30 protein-coding genes and 1 pseudogene are annotated in these 23,219 nt (G+C 60.7%); 17 read left to right on the forward strand and 14 right to left on the reverse strand.

Annotated elements, in window-relative coordinates; genetic code table 11:
• Window positions 1-12: 12 nt before the first annotated feature.
• Window positions 13-312, reverse strand: a complete 300-nt coding sequence (locus PQV96_RS21735) for a hypothetical protein (protein WP_273625323.1) — start codon at window positions 310-312, stop codon at window positions 13-15.
• Window positions 313-634: 322 nt separating this feature from the next.
• Window positions 635-1,519 carry a hypothetical protein gene (locus tag PQV96_RS21745; RefSeq protein WP_273625325.1) on the reverse strand — a complete coding sequence of 295 codons (885 nt, stop codon included), beginning with the start codon at window positions 1,517-1,519 and terminating at the stop codon, window positions 635-637.
• 347 nt (window positions 1,520-1,866) lie between these two features.
• On the opposite strand from PQV96_RS21745, the gene PQV96_RS21750 reads away from it, so the two are divergent.
• The 4 genes from PQV96_RS21750 to PQV96_RS21765 all read left to right on the forward strand — a co-directional run bounded on the left by PQV96_RS21750 (window position 1,867) and on the right by PQV96_RS21765 (window position 4,149).
• Window positions 1,867-2,166, forward strand: coding sequence for a helix-turn-helix domain-containing protein (locus tag PQV96_RS21750; protein ID WP_273625326.1), 300 nt, complete (start codon window positions 1,867-1,869; stop codon window positions 2,164-2,166).
• A 2-nt stretch (window positions 2,167-2,168) separates the two neighbouring features.
• A complete protein-coding gene (locus tag PQV96_RS21755; protein ID WP_273625327.1) occupies window positions 2,169-3,509 on the forward strand; it encodes a HipA domain-containing protein in 1,341 nt (446 codons plus the stop codon).
• A 97-nt stretch (window positions 3,510-3,606) separates the two neighbouring features.
• Entirely contained in the window at window positions 3,607-3,744 is a 138-nt protein-coding gene (locus PQV96_RS21760; protein ID WP_273625328.1) for a hypothetical protein, read from the forward strand.
• Window positions 3,745-4,149 carry a hypothetical protein gene (locus PQV96_RS21765; RefSeq protein ID WP_273625329.1) on the forward strand — a complete coding sequence of 135 codons (405 nt, stop codon included), beginning with the start codon at window positions 3,745-3,747 and terminating at the stop codon, window positions 4,147-4,149.
• Window positions 4,150-4,197: 48 nt separating this feature from the next.
• Here PQV96_RS21765 and PQV96_RS21770 read toward each other — a convergent pair whose 3' ends face one another.
• The 11 genes from PQV96_RS21770 to PQV96_RS21820 all read right to left on the reverse strand — a co-directional run bounded on the left by PQV96_RS21770 (window position 4,198) and on the right by PQV96_RS21820 (window position 11,000).
• A complete protein-coding gene (locus tag PQV96_RS21770; RefSeq protein ID WP_273625330.1) occupies window positions 4,198-4,563 on the reverse strand; it encodes a hypothetical protein in 366 nt (121 codons plus the stop codon).
• 41 nt (window positions 4,564-4,604) lie between these two features.
• Window positions 4,605-5,219 carry a flagellar basal body-associated FliL family protein gene (locus PQV96_RS21775; protein ID WP_273625331.1) on the reverse strand — a complete coding sequence of 205 codons (615 nt, stop codon included), beginning with the start codon at window positions 5,217-5,219 and terminating at the stop codon, window positions 4,605-4,607.
• A 39-nt stretch (window positions 5,220-5,258) separates the two neighbouring features.
• Complete coding sequence (locus tag PQV96_RS21780; RefSeq protein WP_273625332.1) at window positions 5,259-5,819, reverse strand: hypothetical protein; 561 nt, start codon at window positions 5,817-5,819, stop codon at window positions 5,259-5,261.
• A 138-nt stretch (window positions 5,820-5,957) separates the two neighbouring features.
• On the reverse strand, window positions 5,958-6,830 hold the full coding sequence (locus tag PQV96_RS21785; protein WP_273625333.1) for a hypothetical protein: 873 nt from the start codon (window positions 6,828-6,830) through the stop codon (window positions 5,958-5,960).
• Between the two features lie 635 nt (window positions 6,831-7,465).
• A complete protein-coding gene (locus PQV96_RS21790; protein WP_012435589.1) occupies window positions 7,466-7,822 on the reverse strand; it encodes a cupin domain-containing protein in 357 nt (118 codons plus the stop codon).
• 133 nt (window positions 7,823-7,955) lie between these two features.
• On the reverse strand, window positions 7,956-8,516 hold the full coding sequence (locus tag PQV96_RS21795; protein ID WP_011514928.1) for a chlorite dismutase family protein: 561 nt from the start codon (window positions 8,514-8,516) through the stop codon (window positions 7,956-7,958).
• 406 nt (window positions 8,517-8,922) lie between these two features.
• Entirely contained in the window at window positions 8,923-9,207 is a 285-nt protein-coding gene (locus PQV96_RS21800; protein ID WP_011342942.1) for a type II toxin-antitoxin system RelE/ParE family toxin, read from the reverse strand.
• Entirely contained in the window at window positions 9,204-9,482 is a 279-nt protein-coding gene (locus PQV96_RS21805; RefSeq protein ID WP_011342941.1) for a hypothetical protein, read from the reverse strand. Before PQV96_RS21805 ends, PQV96_RS21800 begins: the two co-directional genes overlap by 4 nt.
• 326 nt (window positions 9,483-9,808) lie before the next feature.
• Window positions 9,809-10,345: a hypothetical protein gene (locus tag PQV96_RS21810; protein WP_003159187.1), complete on the reverse strand. Its 537-nt coding sequence runs from the start codon at window positions 10,343-10,345 to the stop codon at window positions 9,809-9,811.
• 11 nt (window positions 10,346-10,356) lie between these two features.
• Entirely contained in the window at window positions 10,357-10,752 is a 396-nt protein-coding gene (locus tag PQV96_RS21815) for a type II toxin-antitoxin system VapC family toxin (RefSeq protein WP_003159186.1), read from the reverse strand.
• Window positions 10,749-11,000 (reverse strand): AbrB/MazE/SpoVT family DNA-binding domain-containing protein, encoded by a 252-nt coding sequence (locus tag PQV96_RS21820; protein ID WP_003108276.1) that lies wholly within the window; start codon window positions 10,998-11,000, stop codon window positions 10,749-10,751. Before PQV96_RS21820 ends, PQV96_RS21815 begins: the two co-directional genes overlap by 4 nt.
• Before the next feature lie 181 nt (window positions 11,001-11,181).
• Here PQV96_RS21820 and PQV96_RS21825 point away from each other — a divergent pair, with 181 nt between their 5' ends.
• Together PQV96_RS21825 and PQV96_RS21830 are read left to right on the forward strand one after the other, a co-directional pair.
• Window positions 11,182-11,748, forward strand: coding sequence for a recombinase family protein (locus tag PQV96_RS21825; protein ID WP_003159185.1), 567 nt, complete (start codon window positions 11,182-11,184; stop codon window positions 11,746-11,748).
• A 27-nt stretch (window positions 11,749-11,775) separates the two neighbouring features.
• Window positions 11,776-11,913: pseudogene (locus PQV96_RS21830) on the forward strand (recombinase family protein); the annotation flags it as partial.
• Between the two features lie 146 nt (window positions 11,914-12,059).
• Here the strand turns inward: PQV96_RS21830 and PQV96_RS21835 are convergent.
• Complete coding sequence (locus PQV96_RS21835; RefSeq protein ID WP_003049965.1) at window positions 12,060-14,975, reverse strand: Tn3-like element IS1071 family transposase; 2,916 nt, start codon at window positions 14,973-14,975, stop codon at window positions 12,060-12,062.
• Window positions 14,976-15,315: 340 nt separating this feature from the next.
• On the opposite strand from PQV96_RS21835, the gene PQV96_RS21840 reads away from it, so the two are divergent.
• From PQV96_RS21840 to hybE, 11 genes are all read left to right on the forward strand, one after another.
• Window positions 15,316-16,416, forward strand: coding sequence for a hydrogenase small subunit (locus PQV96_RS21840; protein ID WP_026436976.1), 1,101 nt, complete (start codon window positions 15,316-15,318; stop codon window positions 16,414-16,416).
• A gap of 29 nt (window positions 16,417-16,445) precedes the next feature.
• Window positions 16,446-18,305 (forward strand): nickel-dependent hydrogenase large subunit, encoded by a 1,860-nt coding sequence (locus PQV96_RS21845; protein ID WP_026436975.1) that lies wholly within the window; start codon window positions 16,446-16,448, stop codon window positions 18,303-18,305.
• Window positions 18,306-18,336: 31 nt separating this feature from the next.
• Window positions 18,337-18,942: a HupE/UreJ family protein gene (locus PQV96_RS21850; RefSeq protein WP_108497742.1), complete on the forward strand. Its 606-nt coding sequence runs from the start codon at window positions 18,337-18,339 to the stop codon at window positions 18,940-18,942.
• A 27-nt stretch (window positions 18,943-18,969) separates the two neighbouring features.
• Entirely contained in the window at window positions 18,970-19,707 is a 738-nt protein-coding gene (cybH, locus tag PQV96_RS21855) for a Ni/Fe-hydrogenase, b-type cytochrome subunit (protein ID WP_026436973.1), read from the forward strand.
• A 91-nt stretch (window positions 19,708-19,798) separates the two neighbouring features.
• On the forward strand, window positions 19,799-20,050 hold the full coding sequence (locus tag PQV96_RS21860) for a HigA family addiction module antitoxin (protein WP_273625338.1): 252 nt from the start codon (window positions 19,799-19,801) through the stop codon (window positions 20,048-20,050).
• Between the two features lie 19 nt (window positions 20,051-20,069).
• The gene (locus PQV96_RS21865; RefSeq protein WP_108497741.1) at window positions 20,070-20,738 is read left to right on the forward strand and encodes a HyaD/HybD family hydrogenase maturation endopeptidase; all 669 of its coding nucleotides are present in this window, start codon (window positions 20,070-20,072) and stop codon (window positions 20,736-20,738) included.
• 1 nt (window position 20,739) lies between these two features.
• The gene (locus PQV96_RS21870) at window positions 20,740-21,042 is read left to right on the forward strand and encodes a HypC/HybG/HupF family hydrogenase formation chaperone (RefSeq protein ID WP_026436970.1); all 303 of its coding nucleotides are present in this window, start codon (window positions 20,740-20,742) and stop codon (window positions 21,040-21,042) included.
• 16 nt (window positions 21,043-21,058) lie between these two features.
• On the forward strand, window positions 21,059-21,556 hold the full coding sequence (locus tag PQV96_RS21875; RefSeq protein WP_026436969.1) for a thioredoxin domain-containing protein: 498 nt from the start codon (window positions 21,059-21,061) through the stop codon (window positions 21,554-21,556).
• A 37-nt stretch (window positions 21,557-21,593) separates the two neighbouring features.
• Window positions 21,594-22,481, forward strand: coding sequence for a hydrogenase expression/formation protein (locus PQV96_RS21880; RefSeq protein ID WP_026436968.1), 888 nt, complete (start codon window positions 21,594-21,596; stop codon window positions 22,479-22,481).
• A gap of 2 nt (window positions 22,482-22,483) precedes the next feature.
• Window positions 22,484-22,705: a rubredoxin gene (locus PQV96_RS21885; RefSeq protein WP_369882093.1), complete on the forward strand. Its 222-nt coding sequence runs from the start codon at window positions 22,484-22,486 to the stop codon at window positions 22,703-22,705.
• Window positions 22,702-23,193 (forward strand): [NiFe]-hydrogenase assembly chaperone HybE, encoded by a 492-nt coding sequence (hybE, locus tag PQV96_RS21890; protein WP_051248958.1) that lies wholly within the window; start codon window positions 22,702-22,704, stop codon window positions 23,191-23,193. The genes PQV96_RS21885 and hybE overlap by 4 nt, the downstream gene beginning before the upstream one ends.
• The last annotated feature ends 26 nt before the right edge of the window (window positions 23,194-23,219 follow it).

Genomic DNA, 23,219 nt, shown 5'->3' on the forward strand with positions numbered 1-23,219 from the left:
AGTGGGAGAGACTTAGCGCTCAGTGTTGTTGATGGCGCTCATCTTCTGTGAGAGCACAAGAGCCCACTTGGATCCATAGTCCGCAGAGCCCCGTGCGTAACGCTCCGCTGCTGCGACTTGCTCCATGGTCGGCGCATGCAGGCCATGCTGTTCCGCATAGGTGACGGCCGCTCGGTGAACGGCCTCCAGCTCCAGCCGAATCCACTCATCCACATCACGACCCTTGCGGTGCTTGGCCTCTTCCTGGAAGGCGTCGTAGAGCAGGCTGGCAGGGGCTTCTCTGGGCCGGAAATAGTCGTGTTCAATGGTCACGGCATTCGCAAGTGTATTCAAGCCTGTACAGATAAAGGCCTGCTGTTGCCGCAGGCCTTTCGCGGTTCACCCCTGCAACCCGATCATTCGTCCTCAGGATCTTGAGCTTCGCCGGAGCCCCCACAGTCCGGGCAGACTTCTAATGTGGTTTCGCCTTCGCCATAGCACTGGTGGCACTGCGCGAAGGGATTGTCTTCGTGTGGATCGTATCCAGTGCCTGCGCAATTTGGACAGGTTACGGTCACATCGGTTCCATGACCACGGCAGGTTGTGCAGCCAGAGTACGAACGGAATTTTTTGTAGCTCATGGTCGTCCCTCGGCTCAAGCGAACCATGCGCTGTGGTAGTGCGGGCTTTTGTCGGAGAGGAATTGCGAAGTGACAATCCCAACTTTACCCCTGAGCGGACCCTCATAAAGGGCGATCAAGACCCCTTTCTCACCGATGTCAATGTGGAAGGTTTTTCCTTCCTCGGTCAAACGACAAGCAATGAAACGCTCGATGGTGAAAACGGATTCACGCTTCAGAAACTCCCGCTTTGAACGAAGATCCTCCAATGCGGAATGGGCACTCGACTGAGCCTCGTAGACATCGAGCAGGTGATCGATGTACCGGGTGGCGACACACATGGCCGCGTACGATGGAAATCCCATCGCTGAAGCTTCATCGTCCAAGCGCCCCATGAACGCGGTGAGCGCCTGCACATTCGGGAAGCCTAAGTGACGGGCAAAATGGTTCAAGCGCCCCGAGTGTCCCAGCGAAAAAAACTTGCGATCTTCCTCGTACACCAAGGCGGCCTCAGCAATCGGTGTTCCGCCCAATCCAACTTGTTCGAATCCTTCCTTGGTGAAGGGCTCGTCGTCAATCTGAATTGTTATCACGCCGCCAAACCACTTCCCAAGCCGCTGCTGACGGGCATTAAATTCCGTGACCATCTCGGCAAACATGTTCATGCGAGCGCGAAGCGTTTTCGCGTACGGGCCATCGTCCTTGACGCGCTCCTTGAGCGTGCGTTCGTCTGACGGGTAGAGCATGTGCCCATGCAATGCTGCCAGGCAGACGTGCTGCGGATTCTTCGCAGCGAAATCGGACGGATGGATGAGGGGGGCTTTGGATAAGCCCATCAGCGCTCGATTGTGCGAAACGCCAAGGTAAGCGTCGTAAAACTCGTCGTAACCGAATTCGAGGCTATCGCGTGATGCGGACATAATTTTTCTTCCGTGCAAAAACACCACTCCAAGCGGAGCGGAAATTTCAGCTGGAGCAAGTGTCCTTGGCAACCTCCAAAGTCGGCGGTTGAGATGGCGCGCTTGTGGGCACCATAGTGAATTCTACTCGATGGCATAGACATGCTCCTGTGCCGTCGTTTGAGCACCACAGCCCGGCATCCCTATTCGGCGCAGATACGTTGAGCGCCCCAGAAATGAAGCGCTCGCTTAGTTTCAATGCTGGCAAGACCCATTTCCTTGAGAATCTAAACGCTCTATTAGATTCTCTTGCCTGATCGCCCAAAATCGCTAAAATCTAAACGATCATTGAGTTTTTGGAGCCAGCCATGCGCATGTGGGTGAGGTCAGTCGAAAGCGTTGGGGTGGCCATCCGCGCTATGCGCAAGGCCAGCGGTCTCCGTCAGGACGACATTTCTGGTGTCAGCCATGTGTTCCTGCGCGATCTGGAGAAGGGCAAAGACACCGTTCAGTTCGGCCGTGTCCTCACTGTACTCGAAGAGCTGGGCATCCGCATGGTTCTGGAGGTGCCCGAGTCGCATGCAGATGCGGTGGAGTCGGCCATCAATGCCCATTTGCCCAAGGTCGGCTCGATTCACACCCGGACTTACAAAAAGGAGGGTGAATAACCATGCGCACGCTCCAAGTCCTCATCAATGGCGCCCTGGTGGGCACGCTGCGAGATGAGGACAACATCTGGTCGTTCCAGTACGCGGCGACTTGGCTGGATAGCCCCGGCGCCTTTCCCCTGGCCCCATCCCTTCCTCTGGCGACCAATTGGCAGGTAGACGGCTCATCGGTGCGCCCCGTGCAGTGGTTCTTTGACAACCTGCTGCCCGAGGAGCTGATGCGCCAGGTGCTGGCCAAAGAGGTGGAGGTGGAGTCCACCGATGCCTTCGGCATGCTGGAGCGCATGGGCATGGAGTCGGCTGGGGCTCTGGTGCTGCAGGCCGAAGGCGCACCGCAGCCTGAAAAAGGAATGCAGCCGCTCACCTGGAACGACCTCTCTCAGCGCATTCGCAATCTGCCCAGGGCTTCCTTGAACAAGGATGCGCCTAAGCGCATGTCTCTGGCGGGGGCTCAGCACAAGATGGTGGTGGTCTATGACGCCAAGCGCAAGGATCTGAGCGAGCCCCTGAAGGGCACCCCGTCTACCCACATTCTCAAGCCAAACTCAACGGCAGAGGGCTATCCACACTCGGTGATCAACGAGACGTTCACCATGATGCTGGCTGCACGCCTGGGGCTCGACGTGCCGAAGGTCTACCACCTGTATGTGCCGGAGCCAGTATTCATCATTTCGCGATTCGACCGCACCCCCGGCCCCGATGAACCCGCCCGCGTGCATGCCCTGGACGGCATCCAGATGCTCAATGAGCCCGCCTACAACAAGTACACCAGTGCGAGCCTACCCAAGCTCAAGGATCTCATCGGCCAGTGCCGCAACAGGGCGGTAGCGCGCATGGCGGTGTACCGCTGGATCCTCTTCAACACTCTGGTTGGAAACTCGGACTCGCACCTGAAGAACATTTCGTTCCTGGTGGACCAGGAGGGGAAGCGCGTGGCACCGTTCTACGACCTCCTGTGCACAGCGGTCTATCACACACGGGTTTACGCCGATGGTGATGCGGTGTGGCCCCATGAAAAGCTCGCAGCGCCCGTTGCTGGCGCGACCCACTTCGATGAGGTGACCTACGAAAAGCTCATCGATACCGGCATCGAGCTGGGGCTCAACAAAGTCACTGCAGCGCGCGAGGTCACCAAGATGGTGGGCAGGCTGGCAGAGACCGCAGAAGGCATTGCCAAGGAGCTCGAAGCCAGCATGCGCGCCCCCGGATCTCCCAACGGCAATCCCTCCCCACAGACTGTCGGCGCACAGTGCCATCTGCTGCGCTCCATCCGCTCGATTGTGATTGCTGACATGCTTCGCTACGTGCGCTTGCCAGTTGCTGCTGCAAAGGAGCCCCAATGACCGAGACCTCAACCGTGAGCAGTCAGGATGTAGCCGGGGTCGTGGGCCATGTGCGCAAGCCCCACAGGGGTGCCAGCGCCATCAAGCCATTCATTGCATGATCAGTTCTCACAACCCCCAACGACATCCAAACCAGGAAGCCTGCGCGTTCGTGGACGCCGGGGTGTTCTACGTCAAGACCTTGGCAGACATGGCCAGCAAGCCTAATGCGGCCGTGGCGGTGCAGGCTGACTGAGTGGTGATTCAATCTTGGCTGGGGGCGCAGGGATCGTCCCTCACCCCTGAGGAGCTGGATAGGTTTCGCGTGGGCTGGAAGGCGTACATCGCACGGGGGGTGGCTCCATCGAGGAGGCTGCAGCGCGCTTTTGACTCGATGTCTCGGTCTTTGCTCTCCAGCGACCCGGATTGTCGCCAACACAAACCTCCGATTGTTGTGCTGGAAGCGTTCGACCGGTTGCTGGCGTCGGACGCTGAGATACGGGAGAAGCGCCACACGGATGCAGAGGACACGAAGGCGCTGGATTTGACTCTGCGGGCCGCGATGGCAGAGGGGCGCATTGCTGCCGAGAAGGAAGTGCAACCCAAGGCCCCCACGCTCGACTCGGACTGTTGGATGCACGACGCCCCGACCGCGAGATAGGTCTGCGGAGTGTCGGAAGTGGTCTCTGGGGATAGAGGGTCTCTACACCTAGCGGCTGGGGCGGGATTCCAGTTCGGCAATGAACGCAATCGCCGCGTCAGAGATCGCTTTGTTGGAATTGACCCGGCAGTAGGCTCTCATCCAGTCGGTCGATTCGTTTACCCCGCGCATTTTCAGCAGTGGATTCTCAATTTTGTTGAAATGTGCATAGCTGGTGGCCATGCCCTTGAGGTAGCCCATCGCCCACCAGTCCATCATCAACAGCTGATCTTTCACTGACTCATCGGTTTTTGCGCGGTCAACGACCGCAGTCCACAGGGGGCAAACTTTTTCTCCAAGGTTGGGAACGGTCTGCTGCGAGTGTGCGTGGGTCAGTGAGAGGGCGAGTGCCAGGAGCACGATGGTATTTTTCATGCTGCTCATCTATTGGGTGGCATCTTGAGATTATTTAATTTTCAATTGGAAATGTAGTTAAAACTCGTTATAAGCGCCCGACTGGCTTCAATACCCGTTGCCTTATTTGCTGCAGTTAATACATCACTACTTAATTCTGCTTTACCTGTAGGTGTTTTAAGGTAATCTATGTCGTAATTTTTAGCGATTCTTTCCACTTCTTGTGATATCGAGGTGCGCAAGGCGTAAACTGCATCAAACTGACTTTTGTCTTTTAATTCGATTGTGAAGCCGACACGTAACTGCCATTCTTTGCGGTTTTGATCGGTGTAGTCGAGAACTACAGCAGGAATCTCCACATAGACTGACGGCACGGCGCGTGGGGCGTCACTTGGGGGGGCAGAGCTCTGTTTCTGGGAGGAGATGTATCTGGCAAGCCCCAATTGCAGGAACATCGCTGCCAACATGATGCATGCGCCTACGCTGAGTATCAGTCCAAGATCGAGTGGTTTTTTGCTAATCAGCTTTACTGCCCCAAAGATTAAAAAAGAGACAAGAATGCTGGCTGCTACGCCAAATAGCCAAAAACCAAAATTTTCAGCCAAGGGGGCTTTGCTTTGAATGCTAATAAATGCAAACGCACCCGCATACAAGCCAATCCATAGGTATTTTTTCATATCGAATTTATTGGCATCGATAAAGACGTAACGGCGAACTTAATGAACGCTTTCCACCACCGCCCTTGCAGCGGCTAATTGCCCTCGTATCTTGGCGATTTTGGCCTCAGCGCTCTCGACTTCCGATCTGCTTGACTGTGGAAGCTTGATTTTTCGGTAAACAAAGGTGGGAATGACGAAGAGCGCAGTCATCCACACCGCCATGTGGATGTATGACATGGTTTCAGAGGCACTTGCTGCAATTCCAACTGTCATCATTCCCGCCATAAAAATTACCGTGGCGAGAATTGCGGTCAATAGTCGGCGTCCACTGCGGGCTCGTTCAATTTTCTCTTGCAGCCTGGCTGTTGCCTGATTGAGGGATTCCTGTGCTGCTGCCAGCTCTTTTTCGAGGCGGGGCAGGGCCAGTTCGGCAGCCGTCTTTTCAGTTCCCTTTTGAACGGCTTGAATGGCGCTTTCAACCCTGCGAAGCGCGACGACACCGCCTGCATGCTCGACTATTTGTGTTGTCCCGCAATAAGCGCACGCAAAGCGCTCAAGGTCATCGCCAATTTCCAGCGGCGCGGAGCAGTTTACGCAGTTCAGTTTCACCAGTGCCAATTGAGCCTCCTTCAGGTTATGAACCCGAGCCTACCATTTGTGACTTAGTGTTTCGCGTTCGACTGAAGCACTTGTGCTGCTCTGGGTGAAGCGAGGAGGGCACTCGGAGGGGAGGAGAGGCTCAAGCACTCCCGGCAGTCATTCTCGGCTCAGGCGCAGCCCCGCGAGGAACCCATTGGCAAAGGTGGTGCGCAGCAGAGCCCCCAGGTCTTTGTCGCTGGGGTTGCATGATGGCATCAGGCCGCGCGAGTGCTCGCGCACGTTGGGATCTTCAGAGTAGCTGGTGGCAAGGATGTCAATTGCGATCCTGAGGTGAGGGGGGATGTCGTCGTCCTCTTGATTGCGGTCTTCCTCGTCCTCTTCGGGCTCTGGGGCTCCATGTTTGAGGGTCAGGAACCAGGAGAAGTAGTCCTTGAACATGTCGCAGCCTGCATGCCCGTGCTCGTCGTGCTCCAGCATGTCTTCGATGAGCCCGTCAATGAACCTGGCAAATCCCGATGGAACGGGCACGGGGCCCTGAAACCCCGGCAAGTCGTTACGGTTGAGAGCGGCCTCAGCAGGCCCGCCACGCGGAAAGAGGATGACGGTCGGGCTATAGCCCATGATGGCGAATATCAGTACCCGGTAGCCACCGAACTGGGAGGAGGTGCTGACGGCCTCGAAGCAAGCCAGCAGCTCATTTTCATTGGTAATCGCTTCGTAGAGCTGGATGACGTTCTTGGCGGTATTCGCCACAAGCAAGCATCCCCCGGTGGGGCGGGCCCGCTCAATTTCTCCATCGCTCAGGTGGATCGCCTCGCGCAGGCTCTCCAGCTGCTCGGAGGTAATCGGGCCGGTGAATTTCAGCCAGGCGTTGAAGGTGCGAAGGGGGATTTCGGCTTGACGGCACAGGCCTTTTTTGCCGGTGGGCCACATGGCCGCGAGTTCGTTGAGTCCGATTATTGGCTGGGTCAGCCATACGGGTTCGCTGACTGCCTGCCTGCGACCTTTTGATTTTTTTTCTTCGGTCATGTTGAACGCATTCGGTTATCGAGGCTGCTCCAAGCCCTTCCCAGTGAATCCCCATCTTAGCTGCTGAGGCTGTACGGATAAACGCATTCGGCAATAAATGATGCATTTTGTCACCCCCTTAAAACAGTTTTGAAAGTGAGCCCAAACCAGCTTTCAGCTCGCCAAATGCCCCGTTTTGACTCCATTTATGACTTGGTTGGGGTTCTAAGCCGGAACCGCCGAAAATTCCGTCAGCCGATCAACGTGGCTTGTCCCGCGCCCGGTCGATGGGGTAGACCCAACAGTCGTGTCACTAGCCGCCATTTCGATCACGGCAATGCCAGCCGGACGTCACGTCCAGATTGTTCCGGTCTGGATGAGGCCGACTGACGTCTCGGATGACGGGTGGCATACAACTGCTGTGAGTCCTGCAGGGGGGCAGCTGCCTGACCGGACGGCGAGCATCAGCCCATCTCATGTATTAGTCATGTCAGCTTTGACACTGCGCACGCGACGGCACCCGACCCGTTGCAGACCCCCAGACATATGGAAAGCTGACGCTCAACGTGGAGTTAGCCGGCGCGGCGCGGCTTCATCGCGCAGCGTCCGTGTTGATGGATGGGTTAGAACTCTCTGGGGCACACATTTGAGAAAGACTATTTTTCAGCCAACGCAAAACCCGCGTTGCCAGATGCAACCACTGAGACAAATACAAACGGCACTGGACTAGTATTTAGAGCGCCATGCACTTGGCCAGGTTTTGCTATGGCAATATCTCCAGCCTTTAGATGAGCGACTTTGCCGCCTCCTTGGTAATACTCAGCCTCTCCAGAGATAACCGTCCAAGTATCTTGGCCGTCCGGGTGAACATGAGCGGTTATTTCTTGCCCAGGATGGGCATGCCAAACAACAACTGCTGAGTCCTTGGTTTCCAGAACCACTGAACGAATTGGTTCGCCGTCAGACGGACGAATATATTCTGTTACCGAAAATATTCTTGATTCCATTTCCATATCCACTCCAAAAATCAATTTGGCTTGAGAAGTTATTACAGAACAACTGTATCCGAGAGTTCTACGTTGCCGATAACCGGCCCGAAACGGCGGCGCAACGCGCCGCTGTTGGGGGTCCGTGTTCATCGGCGGGTTAGACCTGTGCTTGCGTAAGACGAATATCGACTTCTCGGTCGACGTATTTCCATTCCTCTGACGCACGCAGTTCGGAAAGCAGCCTGTTGAACTCAACCTCATGAATTGGCGCGTATTCGAACCAATTCAGAAAATCGAACGGTTCATTCTCTGAGAGGTCGCGGCAGTGGTGGAGCTTGCGCGCTACTGCAGGCAAATACTGAAGCCCGATTTGGACGTGCTTCGACTGTTCGAAAACGCTCCGGCGTTCGTCTTGCGTGAGCTCCCACCAAGCTGCGTTCTTCCGGATCGGTATTAGCGCACCGCACGTTGCTTCTGGGCGCGCCAGACCTTGCTGCTTCGCTACAATTTCATTCTTCTCTGCGCGCATGACATATCGTTCATTGCTGGTTATTCCACGAAGTATCCAGGGTGCATTGGTTTCAGACTGCAACTCTGAAGCGGATACGACGTTGAGCCTTTTGGCTTCAGGCAGGGGCTCGCCAACTCTCGTTTCGGCCCTGACAATCCGCCAAGGGCCAATGTCTGCGCCGACGAAAGCAAATAATCGTGTATCCATTTCAATCTTTCATGTGTGAATGTTTTAACTCTTGCAGCTTCGAAGAACCTATCTGCCGATCCCGTGATTGTGCATCATCGCCTCCGCGCAACTGCGACGACCGCCCGCAGCAATCACATTGAACTTTCGAATCGAAACTGCTGAAGCGAACCTACGCGGACGTACGGCCGCAGTCTGTGCGCTGCCGGACGGAGCGCTGCCAATTTGCGCCTACTGGCAGGCTGTGAGTGCGCGGATGGGCCAGCGACCTCCCTTCATAGAGGGAGCGAAGCAGGTCAGAGACACTATTGAACGTCCGCTACCGGGAAGATGCTTGACCGTCCGCAACTGGCCGCCTGCCGCCGACCGCGGTCTGGCTCGAAAGCAGTCTGTCAACGCGCCGTTTCATTGTTGCCATGATCATCTCTTAATCGCGCACAGGCGGCCACAGGCGGGCAGTATGAACCAGCGTCAGTATCCACACCGTTTCGCCGTCGATCTGATACACCAGGCGATAGCTTTCGTGCGGGATCAACTCGCGGGTCCCGGGAATCTTTCCCGGCTTGCCCAGCATGGGGTGCTGGATCAAGCGGGCGGCCGCGTCGCTGAAAATCTCATCCATCCGGGCCGCCGCGCGCGGATTGTCGGCTGCGATGTAGTCCCACACATCGGCACGGTCTTGCTGCGCTTCGGGCGTCCAAACAACCCTCACGCCTGGCTCGCCACACTGGCACGCCGTGCGGCGAATTCGGCCTCAACTTCATCGTTCGACCGCCCCAATCCAGCGCGCATCGAAGCCCGGCCGGCTTCGACCTTGCGGCGCAGGAACTCGTCGTACTCGCGCGACTCGCGCTGGCGCTGAACGAACTCGCGCATCAGCTCGCGCAGCACTTGCGACGCCGGGCGATGGGCCGCCTCGGCTTCGGCCATAAACTCGGCGCGCAACTCAGGCTCCAGCTTCATCGTGAAAACGGCTTGTTTTGACATGATCGGGGCCTCCTGCCACTTGATACTAACAAAGTATATACGCCGTCATTACTAAGCGCTATTCACAGAACGCTGCAAGGCGGGCGTGCGCTAGGCCAAGGCCTGTCGGAAAACATTTGTTTTTCGACAGGCCTTCAACGGTCCTCTGCACCTGTCGTTTTCAGAAGGCGACTGCACCAGTTCACTGGGCTGGCCGCCGTGTGTGCATAGAACTTCTGACCGGGAACGGTCAGAAGTTCTATGCACGAAGCGCCGCGAGAGATCGGAATTGCTCAGAACTCTTGTGCACGGCGCGACAAAGCCGGAACCGCCGAAAATTCCGGCGATCAACCGGCAAGCTGCTTGATGCGCTCGGCCAGGCGGCCGAAAGCCTCGTTCACGTATTCCAGCACCTTGGGTTCTGCGCCCTGCGTGCGCAGCGAGTCTTTGAAGGCTTCCAGGTCGGACAGCCATTGCCGATGCAGGCGGCCCAGCTCGTCGAGCTGAGGCCGGAAGTCTTGGAGACTGCCGCTCGCACGAAACGCCTGGTAGCCACGCTCAAGCGTGGCCGCCGTGGTCAGCAGTTGCGCGCCCATTTGCTTGTGCTGTTCGGAGAACTCGGCCATGCCGTCATAGGGCCGCGAAGCCTTGCGGCGCTCGGCTTCGGATGCCTCTTCCATGATGCGGGCGTAGCGGTAGAACCCTGGGAACTCGCGGGACAGCGCCATGAGCTGCTGATCGGATGTGCCGACCCAAATCCTGTGCAGGTCAGGCCCGTACCCCATCATGCGATTGATGATGGCATGGGCCTCGCTGACACCCTGGGCGGCAAGCTGCTGCATGTGTTGGTCGATCTTCGCGGCCAGTCGGCGGAATTCGTTCATGCTCATGTCCGTCACAAAAGGCGCGTTGATTGCCCTTGCGCCGTGAGAAGTGCCACCGCCTTCTTATCGAAGGAAACGAAGGTTTCCCCGCCAAGCCAGTTGCCTTCGTAGGCAATGACGCCATCGGCAAAGTCTCCGCCCGCGTCGAGCACCAGCAAGCCAGCCTCCACGGCAGGCCGGTTCACTTCCACATTCGCGGCGGCCAGTAGTGCCCGGATCGCGCTGGCCGCGTCGGCTTGCTGGAAGCCGTAGACACGCAGCAGCACCCAAACAAATTCGCATAGGCACGGCAGCGCGACCGCGATCAACTCGGCGTCGGTCAAGACTGCGGCGGCAACGTCCGCTTGTGCGGGATCGTCACGCACAACCGCACGCACAAGGACGTTGGTATCGACTGCGACCTTCATTGCTTACCTGCCCAGCCTTGCGCCGCCGCCTCGTTGATTTCTTCGATGGTGGCAACCTTCTGCGTCTTGCCCGCGAGCAGGCCGACAAAGCTGGCTATCGTCCCTGCGGGCCGTGCCGCCTTGAGCACGCCCCGACCGTCTGGCAACAAGTCCAGCTCGATCTTGTCGCCTGGCCTGATGCCGAGGTGTTGCAGTACGTCCTTCCGAAACGTCACTTGTCCCCGTGCGGTAACGGTCAATGTGGTCATGGTGGTTTGCCCTCGCAATCAAGGTTGATGCTTCACATAGTAATGCAAAAATGCCTTACCGTCAATGTCCGTCAAACGATCATTAGTCGGCCATGCCGGACACTGTCCAGCAAAGTTATTGCACAACGGGTTGTCGGACATTAAGATAGGCGGACGGAATGACGGACAAGAGAGGCGGCAAATGGCACTGATCGGCTATGCGCGGGTATCGACGGCGGAACAGGACACCGCCTTGCAGACGGATGCGCTACGCAAGGCAGGCTGCGAGCGCGTTTTCGAGGACACGGCGTCCGGGGCCAAGGCCGACCGCCCCGGCTTGGCTGATGCGCTGGCCTACCTGCGCGACGGCGACGTGCTGGCCGTCTGGCGGCTGGATCGGCTCGGGCGCTCTATGCCGCACCTAATCGAAACGATAGGCGCGCTGGAAGCGCGAGGCGTCGGCTTCCGTTCTCTGACGGAAGCCATCGACACCACCACGCCAGGCGGGCGGCTCATCTTCCACGTGTTCGGCGCGCTGGGCCAGTTCGAGCGCGACTTGATCCGCGAGCGCACCAAGGCCGGGTTGACTGCCGCCGCCGCTCGTGGGAGGAAGGGCGGGCGAAAGCCGGTTGTCACCGCCGACAAGTTGCAGCGAGCGCGGGAGCACATCGCCAACGGGCTTAATGTCCGAGAGGCCGCTACACGGCTCAAGGTGAGCAAGACGGCCCTGTACACCGCGCTGCAATCCACCAGTGCAGCCGACTCCTGATATTCCGTGCAGTCGTCTTCTGAAAATGACACCGAGCGCCTGGTGAACTCCATCCAGGCCAAGGGTGCGAAGCTGGCCGTGCCCGGCGTGATCGACCTTTCCGAGCTGGCAGCAGATGCAGAGGGAGTGACCAAGATCGTTTTGGAGTCGGTTCAGGCCATGCTGCTAGGGGTCTCCTCGTTTTCAGTGCAATAAGTGACGGTACGAAAAGCTAGCACTGGCGCGGAGGTGGTGTTGGTAGATCGTTGATTTCATTGACTTTCCTGTTCACTTTCAAATCTGCGATTCGTGGCGTCAAACCGTGGTCGGTTTCATCCATTGGTGCCAGTTATCGATGCATTTGGCCGCGAAGGCAGGATTTGGTCAGCATAGCGGTCAACCGGGAAGCGAAACACACCCCGCAAGTTGATGCTCTCCAGCCTGGTGGGCGCAATCTTCCCGATCAGTTCCGGTGGAATGACCTGGCGGCGGTTCGACCAGCGATCCAGGACCGCCTGCATCTGTGAGGTATTCCACGCCATCACGATGTTGGCCATCAGGCTCAACGCATCGGCCACAGCCTGCATTTCATCGACACGTTTGGCCTGCGCCGGGCTGATCCGGCCGGTATAAATGGCGCGCTTGAGGGCGTTAACAGCCTCGCCCCGATTGAGCACCCGGCGCAACTCGTTCCTGAAAGCGTCCTTGACAAAGTAGTCAGCCAAAAACGCCGTACGCAGCAACCGCCCCAATTGCACGCCAGCCTCATAGATTGGATCGCCCTGGGCGGCAGAACCGAACCGCGCAAGAGCTGCCACCGCACTGGCATGTCCGCTCATGACCGAGGCTGCCAGGTGCACCAGACTATCCCAATGCTTTTCGATCAAAGCGACGTCGACATTGGCTTCGCACACCGCAGCGATTTCTGCGGGCACTTTGGTGCCGCGTGGCACAAAGAGGTGGCGCTGTTTGAGTTCCTTCAACCGCGGGCAAAGATCAAAACCAAGCAAACGGGCATGTGACATGGCAAAGTCGGTGTAGCCATGGGTATCCACAGCAAGCTGGCTGGTCTCCAGCTTTTCTTGGCGGATGACACCTTCAATGGCCACGCCCGCCTGGCGCTCATTGAGCACAAAGGGCTGCGCATGGAAGATGCCCCACCGGTCTTTTACATGGGAGTAGATTCCAATGGAAGGTGTGTTGCGCCGAGGATCAAGCCGGGCTTGCCACACCCGTTTGGTGGTCTCCATGCTCATCATGTCAGAAGATGCCAAATCGGACCGCCCCCAGGTGGCGGCAATCGGGTGTCGCTGCATGAATTCCAGCACAGCCTGGCAGGCCTGGCTCAGACGCCGTTCGTCCCGCGCCCAGCGCATGGCCTGGCGAATGCTGGTGGCAGACAATTGCGGAATCATGCGCGCGCATTCGACCGCAGTCAGACTGGTGCCGTGGGCCATGATGCCGGCATAGACCATCAGCAGCTCGTCGGTAGAGCGCGGCTCACGTCCGAGCATGATCCAGCTAAAGCGCACCTGGGCGTCAACGGCCAGAATCACTTCCGGCAATTGAACCTCACCGATGCGGTGATCCAAAGCCGCGCGCAGCTTGGTCACTTCTGGGTCTTCGTCCTCTGCGGGCAATGGCGACAAATGGAGTTCATCATCCACGCGCAGTACGCCACTGCGGGCTGCAGCGGCCACCGCATCGACACCGGCAGTTACTCTGGCCAGCAAAGGCTTCAAGAAAGTGGCAGCCTTGCTGGGTAACGATAGACGGGCATAGTGTTTCTTGGACTCTGCCTGCCAACGCTCGTCCGTGAAGAACAAGCGCGCACGACCCCGAAAGCTCAGGCTGTGCTCAATCCAGACCGAGCCATTGCGCACCGCGCGGCGCAGGGCAAACAGGGTGGCCACCTCCAACGCCTGAAACGCCCGTTCCCGGTCTGGGCTGGAGATCGAAACCTGCCAGATCATTCCCAGACTTGGTGCCACCACTTCAACTGGCAGCTTTCTGGATCCTTTGAGATATAAAGCTTGCAGCTTGGCAAGGTACTCGATGGCAGGATGCTCGCCGGTGGCCTGCCAGGGCAGCTTTGCAATGGCGACGAGCAACGACCGCACGGGGCGAATTCCATCAATCAATCCCTCGCGGACCAGGGAGGCCCTGCTCGGTGGTTTGCGTTTCTGGGTTTCGGTGATCAAGGCTTCAAGACGGGCACGCAACTCAGCATCTGGCACCGCACCTTGCGCGCTCAAGGCAACAAGTTCGCCGAGCAGCGTTTTGTACATTGCGGCCCAATTGACGGTAGCGGGGACATCGGCGGCAGCCTGACGCCACAGATCGGCGATCCGGCGCTGCACCATAAGGATCAACTGGTCTGTGGTGGTGAACAGGCAATACCGAAGAAAGCATGCGACCTCCACGGTGCGCGCTGGCTCTTTGATCTTGGCTCCGGCTGAGGGCGGCCTGGAGACAAGTCGGCGCGCGTAGCGGCGCAAGATGAGATCGGGGATGTCTGCCAGGTGCTTATGAACGTCCAGCGTGTAAAGCAGGTCGATGCGCTCCAGTACCTCGCTGATTTGGCGGGTTGAGTGTTTCGCCGGTGCAGCCCATAGCCAACTCTGCTGGGTTTGTCCATCTGGGCGCAGCTCTGAAACTGAGGCTCGCCAGCGATCAAGTGTTGCTGGATCAACGCTGGCGGCGATGGCGGTGCCTGTTTCAACTTCAAGCTGGGCAAGTGCCGCAGCAATCAGTGTCCGAATTGCCCGCTCGTGCACGATCACCAGCTTGTTCTTGTACAGCCATTGACGCGCCCGCACGAGTAGCTGATCGCGGTCGGCGCAGCGCGCCACTTCGTCGCGCAGTTCACGTACCAGTGAGCGGCGCTGGTGCTCGCTCATCCACTGGAATCCAAGGACCGTGCAGGCTACTTGTTGGTGATCGAATAGCGTGCGCCCGCGTTCATACATGGCTCTCAGCGAGGCGACTTCTGGTGCTGCAATGCCAAGCTCGTTGCCAAGGTGGCGCCACAAGGCTACTGGAATTACCCGAAAGGCACCGAGCAAACGCCCACTCATGCGCAGGAAACCAATATGGAGCGCCAGACCAAGCTTGTGGGAATCACCTCGGCGTGCATTGATTGCGTCGCGCTCGGCACCATCGAAGGTGAAAAATGCCTTCATCTCGAAGTCGCTGATATCGCGGGGGAGCCCACGCATCCCCAAAAACGTTGTGTGCCAACCCTGCATCGTGAACCTCAAAAGTGGGAGGCCACCATACCCGTTTACAAAGCGAACAGGAAAGTCAATGAAATCAACGGTCTACCCAGACCACCCCCGCGCCAGTGCTAGCTTTGCGTACCGTCACTTATTGCACTGAAAACGAGGAGACCCCGCATTGGGCGTAGTTGAAGGCCAAATAAAACAAGGACTTACGTGGGCCTCCCAGGGTATTCCCGCGAGGCGCATGCACTGGCGCGCGATTTGCAATGAAGACTCGCCCCCGCCCATAAGCGTGCCGCGTTGTCTCTCCATCCCGATGCGGACAGGACAGCGTGGTGCTCACCACAAGTACCTGGAGACATTCGCCATGGAAACCTTCTACGAGGTCATGCGCCGCAAAGGCATTTCGCGCCGCAGCTTTCTCAAATACTGCTCGCTCACGGCCACTTCGCTGGGCTTGGCGCCGTCCTTCGTACCGCAGATCGCGCACGCCATGGAGAACAAGCCGCGCACACCGGTGCTTTGGTTGCATGGCCTGGAATGCACCTGCTGCACCGAGAGCTTCATCCGCAGCGCCCATCCGCTGGCCAAGGACGTTGTGCTGTCCATGATCTCGCTTGATTACGACGACACACTGATGGCCGCCGCAGGCCACCAGGCCGAGGCGATCCTCGAAGAGATCATGACCAAGTACAAGGGCCAGTACATCCTGGCCGTGGAAGGCAACCCGCCGCTCAACGAAGACGGCATGTTCTGCATCCAGTCCGGCAAGCCCTTCGTGGAGAAGCTCAAGCACGTCGCTAAGGACGCCAAGGCCATCATCGCCTGGGGCTCTTGCGCGTCCTGGGGTTGCGTGCAGGCGGCGAAGCCCAATCCGACGCAGGCCACGCCCATCCACAAGGTCATCACCGACAAGCCCATCATCAAGGTGCCGGGCTGCCCGCCCATTCCCGAGGTGATGACGGGCGTGATCACCTACATGCTCACCTTCGACCGCGTGCCCGAGCTCGACCGCCAGGGTCGCCCGAAGATGTTCTACAGCCAGCGCATCCATGACAAGTGCTACCGCCGCCCGCACTTCGATGCCGGCCAGTTCGTCGAGGCCTGGGACGACGATTCCGCGCGCAAGGGTTATTGCCTCTACAAGGTCGGTTGCAAGGGACCCACCACCTACAACGCCTGCTCCACTGTGCAGTGGAACGAGGGAACGAGCTTCCCGATCAAGGCCGGTCACGGCTGCATCGGCTGTTCGGAAGACGGCTTCTGGGACAAGGGCTCGTTCTACGACCGCCTGACCGACATCCATGCCTTCGGCATCGAGGCCAACGCCGACCAGATCGGTGGCACGGCGGCCGGTGTGGTTGGTGCGGCAGTGGCCGCGCATGCGGCGATTTCGGTGGCCAAGCGCGTGCGCGACAACAACAACGCCAGCAAGCCGGAAGACAAGCGCACACCCGCCGACCACTGACTGACCCCACGACGAGAACGAGGAAAAAAATGGGTGCTTACGAAACTCAAGGCTTCCGCATGGACAACACCGGTCGGCGCATCGTCGTCGACCCGGTGACGCGGATCGAAGGCCACATGCGCTGCGAGGTGAACCTCGACAGCAACAACGTGATCCGCAATGCGGTCTCCACCGGCACCATGTGGCGCGGTCTGGAGGTGATTTTGAAAGGCCGCGACCCGCGCGACGCCTGGGCGTTCGTCGAGCGCATCTGTGGTGTCTGCACCGGTTGCCACGCGCTCGCGTCGGTGCGCGCGGTGGAAGACGCGCTGGACATCCGCATTCCGCTGAACGCCCACCTCATCCGCGAGATGATGGCCAAGACGCTGCAGGTGCACGACCACGCGGTGCACTTCTACCACCTGCACGCACTCGACTGGGTGGACGTGATCTCGTGCCTGAAGGCGGACCCGAAGAAGACGAGCGACCTGCAGCACATGGTGTCGCCGTCGCATCCGATGTCGTCGCCCGGCTATTTCCGTGATGTGCAGAACCGTTTGAAGAAGTTCGTGGAGAGCGGCCAGCTCGGCCCGTTCGCCAATGGCTACTGGGGTTCAAAGGCGTATGTTTTGCCGCCCGAGGCGAACCTGATGGCGGTGACACACTACCTGGAGGCACTGGACCTGCAGAAGGAATGGGTGAAGGTGCACACCATCTTCGGCGGCAAGAACCCACACCCCAACTACCTGGTGGGCGGCGTGCCGTGCGCGATCAACATCGACGGCGACGGCGCTGCGGGGGCCCCGATCAACATGGAGCGGCTGAATTTCGTGCAGGCCCGCATCCAGGAAATGATCGACTTCAACAACAACGTCTACGTGCCAGACGTGCTGGCCATCGGCACCATCTACAAGCAGGCGGGCTGGCTGTACGGTGGCGGCCTGTCGGCCACCAACGTGGCCGATTACGGTACGTACGAGAAGGTGCCTTACGACCACAGCACGCACCAGTTGCCGGGCGGCGTGATTCTGGATGGCGACTGGAACAAGATTCACGAGATCGACCCGCGCGATCCCGAGCAGGTGCAGGAGTTCGTGACGCACAGTTGGTACAAGTACGGCGACGAGACCAAGGGTCTGCACCCATGGGACGGCGTGACCGAGGCAAACTACAACCCCGAGGGGCCGAACTTCAAGGGCACGCGCACGAAGATCGAGCAGCTCGACGAATCGGCCAAATACTCGTGGATCAAGTCGCCTCGCTGGCGCGGCCACGCGGTGGAAGTGGGCCCGCTGTCGCGCTACATCCTGGGTTATGCGCACGCCACGCAAGGCAACAAGTATTGCCAGCGCGTGAAGCAGCAGGTGGACGAGGCGGCGGCGGCCATCAATAGCGGCATTCCGAAGGCGCTGGGCCTGCCCGAGACCAGGTACACCGCCAAGCAGCTCCTGCCGACCACCATTGGCCGCACGCTGGCGCGCGCACTGGAAAGCCAGTACGCCGCTGAAATGATGATGGACGACTTCAAGCAGATGGTCGACAACATCAAGGGCGGCGACAGTAGCACCGCCAACATCGAGAAGTGGGACCCGAAGACCTGGCCGAAGGAGGCCAAGGGCGTGGGCACGGTGGCTGCACCGCGCGGCATGCTGGGCCACTGGATCCGCATCAAGGACGGCAAGATCGAAAACTACCAGTGCGTGGTGCCCACCACCTGGAACGGCTCGCCGCGCGATCACAAGGGGCAGATCGGTGCCTTCGAGGCCTCGTTGATGAATACGCCAATGGTCAACCCTGAGCAGCCGCTGGAAATTCTGCGCACGCTGCACAGTTTCGACCCCTGCCTGGCCTGCTCCACGCACGTGATGAGCGAAGACGGGCAAGAAATGAGCCGCGTCACGGTGCGGTGAACATCCACCCCAGAACAACGAGGAGACTCCCATGAACGCAAAAACAACGCGCGGCCTGATCGCCGCCGCACTGCTCGCCGGCCTGGCCAGCACCTCGCAGGCCCACACCGGCCATGGCACCAGCAGTCTTTATGAGGGCCTGGTGCATCCCTTCGGCGCAGACCATCTTCTGGCCATGGTGGCCGTGGGCGTGTGGTCGGTCTCGGCGCTGCCGGCTGGTAAAGCCTGGCAGGGCCCGGTTGTGTTCCTGCTCGTGCTCATCGCCAGCGCCACGCTGGGCATGCTCGGCTTCACCGTGCCCTACCTGGAGCACGGCGTGTCGCTCTCGGTGGTGATGTTCGGCGCAATGCTGCTGCTCGCGCGCCGCGCCACCGTGACGCCTGCCATTGGCCTCGGGCTGATCGCAGCGGCCGCTTCGCTGCATGGCCTGGCGCACGGTTCCGAAACGCCCGAGAGCGGCTTTGCCGGCTACGCGGCGGGCTTCCTGATCACCACGGCGCTGCTGCATGGGGGTGGCGTGGGCATGGGCATGGGTATCAAGCGCTGGCTGGCCGAGCGCAGCGGCGTGGTGCTCGGTGGGCTGGGCGCGCTGCTGAGCGCGGCGGGCCTGTATCTCTTCGGGCAGCTTGCGGCCTGAGTCCACTCATTCCAGGAGGTCATCACCATGTCCGCCACACACCAACACACGCCTCACCACGCCACGGGTGCCGAGCGCGATGCGCTGGAACTGCAGCAGGGCCAGACGATCCGCTCGGTCTATGTGTACGAAGTGCCGGTGCGCCTCTGGCACTGGATCAATGCGCTCGCCATCACGGTGCTGTGCGTCACCGGCTATTTCATCGGTGTGCCGCTGCCTACCATGCCGGGCGAGGCCAGCGCGAACTACCTCATGGGCTACATCCGCTTCGCGCACTTTGCGGCTGGCTACATCATGGCCGTGGGGCTGGTGGGGCGCGCCTACTGGGCGCTCGTGGGCAACCACCACGCCAAGGAACTGTTCTGGGTGCCGGTGTTCCAGAAGGCGTACTGGCTCGAGGTGTTCAACATGTTGCGCTGGTACCTGTTTCTCATCCCGAAGCCGAACCAGTACGTGGGCCACAACCCGCTGGCGCGCTTTGCCATGTTCTTCTTCTACCTGATGCTGTCGATCTTCATGGTCGTGACCGGCTTCGCGTTGTACGGCGAGGGCTCGCAGATGGGCTCGTGGCAGGAGCGGATGTTTGGATGGGTGATCCCGCTGTTTGGTCAGAGTCAGGACGTGCACACCTGGCACCGCATGGGCATGTGGGGCGTGGTGTTGTTCGTCATCCTGCACATCTACGCCGCCATCCGCGAAGACATCATGGGCCGGCAGAGCATTGTGAGCACGATGATTTCCGGCCACCGCACGTTCAAGGAATGACGTGAGCCGCGCAGCCCGCTCCAGGTTCAGGGCGGCACCGGTGCAACCACCGGTGGGAGTGCCGCTGCGCGTGCCCACGCACCCAGGCCGCTTGCTGGCGCGCACCTGCCTGTTGCCGCTCTCGCTGAACCAGAGCGAAGCCGCGCGGCTGCTCGGCATGTCGCGCCGCCGGCTCCACGAGCTGGTGCACGGCCAGCGTGCCATGTCGCCCGACACCGCCATCCGCTGCGCGCGCGTGTTCCGCGTCGACGCCGCGTTCTGGCTGACGCAGCAGGCCGCCTGGGACAGCTTCCACGCCTGGAAGCGGCTGCGTTCCGCCTCTTCCCCTTCCTCATCCTTCTGATCTCCCAGTGAGCCCAGCCATGCGCCCCACCTCGCCCCAAACGACCTGTCACCCCGGTGGTGACACGCTGCCCACTTCCATCTGCGTGCTCGGCATCGGCAACCTGCTGTGGGCCGACGAGGGCTTTGGCGTGCGCTGCGTGGAAGCGCTGCAGCAGCGCCACGCGTTCGCGCCGCATGTGTCGCTGGTGGACGGTGGCACGCAGGGCCTGTACCTGATCCAGCACGTGCAGGAAGCGGACGCGCTGCTGATCTTCGACGCCATCGACTACGGCCTGGCGCCCGGCACGCTGAAGCTGGTGCGCGACGACGCGGTGCCGCGCTTCATGGGCGCGAAGAAGATGAGCCTGCACCAGACCGGCTTCCAGGAAGTGCTGTCGCTCGCGCAGCTCACGGGCAAGTACCCGTCGCGCGTGCTGCTGATCGGTTGCCAGCCGCAGGAGCTGGAAGACTACGGCGGCAGCCTGCGCCCGGTGGTGAAGGCCGCGATGGAAGAAGCGCTGTTGCTCGGCGTGGCCGAGATCGCGCGCTGGGGCGGCCAGCCCGCGCCGCGCTTGGCGCCGTTGAGCAGCCGCGAGACCGTAACCATGGACGAGCTTGCGCTCGCGGCCTACGAAACGCAGCGCCCCGCGCCGGAAGCGGCCTGCCGCGAAGGCGATGATCGCTTCTTCCCCAAAGAGGCGGCCTGACATGTGCATCGGCATTCCCATGCAAGTGACCGCTGTCGAGCCGGGCCATGCGGTGTGCGAAGGGCGCGGTGAACGCCGCCGCGTCAACACCGCACTGGTGGGTGACGTGGCGCCGGGCGACTGGCTGCTGGTGTTTCTGAGTGACGCGCGCGAGTGCATCGACGCCGCTCGCGCCAGCGAAGTCAACGCCACGCTGGATCTGGTGCTGGGCGCCATGCAGGGCGATGTATTGAGTGGCGATGCCGGCTTCGAGCTGCCTTCGCGCATGAGCGCCGAACAACTCCGCCAGCTTGCTGGCCCTTGATTTTCTGGAGACCTTCATGACCATCGAAACCGCTTTCCGCCCGCTGGCCGTCACCCCGCCCAGCACCGACCCCGCCGCGCCGCTGGTGATGCGCCTGGTGCGCGACTTCGGCGCCGCGCTGGTGGACGAAACCAGCGTGGCCGACTGGGCCGCGCTGCCCGGCGACCGCGTGCTGCTGCTCGCAGGCGACGCGGTGCGCTTCCCCGAAGGGCAGGACGTGGCCGCCGTGCTGCCCGAGCTGATGAAGGTGTTCCCCCAGCGCTTCGAAGTGGCCGCCGTGCCGCGCGACAGCGAAGACGCGGTGGCGCGCCGCTACGGCTCGCAGCGCTGGCCTTCGCTCCTCTTCTTCCGCGGCGGCCAGTACGTGACCGCCATCGCCGGCATGCAGGACTGGGACGTGTACCTGCAGGGCGTGGACGCCGCGCTGCGCATGCCGCCCTCACGCCCGCCCACCATCGGCATTCCGGTGGTGAGCAAGACCGCTTCTTCCAGCGACGCCGGCGGTTGCCACTGAACGCCACGCCTTCCCGCACCTTGCAAGGACACACCCCATGAAAGAATTCCCCATTCCCCTCGTGGCCCTGGGCCCCGGCACGCACACCGAGGACGATTCGCTCGACTACATGCCCATGCCGAAAGACATGGACACCTACCGCCCGCCGATGCTGCCCGAGCCCGAGGAACTCGCGGGCCTGGACCAGGCGCGCAACGCGCTGCAGCAGGTGCTGGCGCTGCTCGAGCGCGGCGCCAATGGCGGCGCGCCGGGCATGGTGCCGCTGGGCCGGCTGGCCCCGCGCGACTTCCAGGTCATCAACCAGGTGATGGGCGAGGGCGAGGCCAGTGCCATCGTGCAGCTGAGCGCAGGCAATCTGGAAGTGCGCGTGCAGGAATCGGTATTCGCCGGCGTCTGGCGGCTCATGACCTGGCGGCGCGGCGAGGGCGCAGACGAACCCGTGCTGGTGCCGGTGGACGACGCGATCGAGGTCGGCCCGGTGCCTTCGCTGTTCGCCGCCATCGCCGCCGAGGATGTGTGGGCCGAACAGCCCGTGTGGCGCGGCGAGCTGCCGCCCAACGTGCAGAACGCGCCACTGCTGGTGGACGAGATCCGCGACCAGGTGGCGCAGTGGCGGCCCGGCCAGGTGCCGCACGTGGTCAACCTCACGCTGCTGCCGGTGTCGCCGGAAGACATCGGCTTTCTGGACCACCAGCTCGGCACCGGCCGCGTGCTGATGCTGTCGCGCGGTTACGGCAACTGCCGCATCTCCAACACGCGCTTGCCGAACTGCTGGCGCGTGGTGTACTACAACTCCATGGACAAGGTCATCCTCAACACGGTGGAGGTGGTGGACATGCCCGAGGTGGCGATGGCCGCACCCGAAGACCTGCGCGACTCGCACGACCGGCTGCGCGAGGTGATGGCCTGGCTGGAAGGGAGTTGAGCGTGGAACACTTCGAAGGCTTCGAGGGCTCCTACCTCGGCAACCGCGAGGTGCTGCGGCCGGACTCGCGCCTGGAATGCAAGATCTGCTGGTGGGTGTACGACCCCGCCACGGGCGACCCGCAATGGCAGATTCCCGCCGGCACGCCCTTCGCCGATCTGCCCTCGCACTGGCGCTGCCCGAACTGCGATTGCGAACCCGATCAGTTTCTGTTGCTTCTATGAACGCCGCCTTGCAAACCCGCGTGCAGACCCTGGTGGATTTCTACCGCCGGGTGCAGGTCGAGCGCATGCAGGGCATTCCCTTGCTGAACGCGGCGCTGTGCGTGGAAGCGGTGGGCTTCGAATGGGGCGCGGACGCCGAAGAGCCGGTGGCCGAGGGCGTGCTGATCACGCCGTGGTTCATGAGCCTGGTGCGCCTGCCCGCGCCACCGCTGCCGCACGGCAACCAGGTGGGCCGCAGCTTCGTGCGCAACTTCGGCAGCGAGCGTTTCGATTTCATCGGCGCGCACGACCCCGCCATCGGCTACCACGAGACCTGCGCGCTGTTCTCACCCATGGGCGAATTCACCACCCAGGCGCTGGCGCGCGAGACCGCGCAGGAAGCGCTGGCGTTGGCCCGACCCGCGCCGGTGGCCACGCCGGTGCCGGTTGAACCCGTGCCGGCGCGCCGGGCGTTCTTTCTCGGTCGGGGTGCGGGGGTGCGCGCATGAGCGCAGCGGCCATGCCCGGCCTGCAG

This window comes from Acidovorax temperans, assembly GCF_028596105.1.
GTDB lineage: Bacteria > Pseudomonadota > Gammaproteobacteria > Burkholderiales > Burkholderiaceae_C > Acidovorax > Acidovorax temperans.